Origin of the sequence: Streptomyces hokutonensis, from assembly GCF_042751305.1 — a bacterium.
GTDB lineage: Bacteria > Actinomycetota > Actinomycetes > Streptomycetales > Streptomycetaceae > Streptomyces > Streptomyces hokutonensis_A.
Genome location: NZ_JBHYWD010000061.1, coordinates 1 through 1,152, shown reverse-complemented (window position 1 = coordinate 1,152; position 1,152 = coordinate 1). Strand labels below are relative to the sequence as shown.

Annotated in this window: 1 protein-coding gene; it reads left to right on the top strand. The window is 68.3% G+C overall.

Annotated elements, in window-relative coordinates:
* Window positions 1-154: 154 nt before the first annotated feature.
* Window positions 155-1,152: IS1380 family transposase (locus ACFXC1_RS51205; RefSeq protein WP_381257380.1), on the top strand; the 998-nt coding region annotated here is incomplete at its 3' end.

The window sequence follows — 1,152 nt, the reverse complement described above, 5'->3', positions numbered from 1 at the left end:
GCCAATTGTGATTCTGCGGTCGTTCATCTCGGGCCTCGCGCCTCGTCCATCGTCGTGCCCAACAAGTGGCCAGAAAGGTGAAGAGTGCTGCTGACCTGCAACGATGGGACTTGTCGAGGGTCCTGTCAGCTGCGAGGAAAGAAGCACTCTCCAGGTGAAGAAGCGTAGCGGGTCGTATCCGCGTGTTCGTGTCGAGGGCGGCGTTCGCGGGGTGGTCTCGCAGGCCGGGGCGGTGCTGCTGGTCGAGACAGTCCGCAAGTCCGGCCTGGACACCGCGATATCGGCTGCACTGGCGCCGTGGCGCAAGCCGCGGGCAGTGCACGATCCGGGGAAGATCCTGCTGGATGTGGCCCTGACCGTCGCGCTCGGCGGGGACTGTCTGGCCGACGTCGGCATGCTGCGGGCCGAGCCCGACGTGTTCGGCCCCGTTGCCTCCGATCCAACGGTCTCCCGTCTCGTCGACGCTCTCGCTGCAGCCGGCCCGAAAGCTCTCACCGCGATCCGGTCGGCGCGGGCAGAAGTACGGTCGCGGGTCTGGGAGTTGGCCGGTGCGGATGGTCCGTCCGCCGGTGGCAACGTGATCGTGGACATCGACGGAGTCCTCGTCCTGGCGCACTCTGAGAAGCAGGATGCCACCGCGACCTGGAAGAAGACCTTCGGCCATCACCCGCTCGTCGCGTTCGTCGACCACGGCGAGACCGGTTCCGGGGAACCGGTGGCCGCGCTGCTGCGGCCCGGCAACGCCGGCTCCAACACCGCCACCGACCACATCGAAACCGCCCAGCTCGCCCTGGCCCAACTGCCGAAACACCTGCGGCGGGGCCGCCAGACCTTGATCCGCACCGACTCCGCCGGCGGCACCCACACCTTCCTCGACTGGCTCTCCCGCCGGGGCCGGTGGCTGTCGTATTCCGTCGGAATGACCATCACCGACGCCCTCCACCAGGCCGTCCTGAAGATCCCGAAGAAGGCATGGACACCCGCCTACGACGCCGACGGCACCGAGCGGCCCGGCGCCTGGGTCGCCGAGATCACCGACATGCCCGACCTGAGCACCTGGCCCACAGGCATGCGGCTGATCGTCCGCAAGGAACGCCCACACCCCGGCGCCCAGTTGCGCTTCACCGACCTCGACGGACTACGGCTGACCAG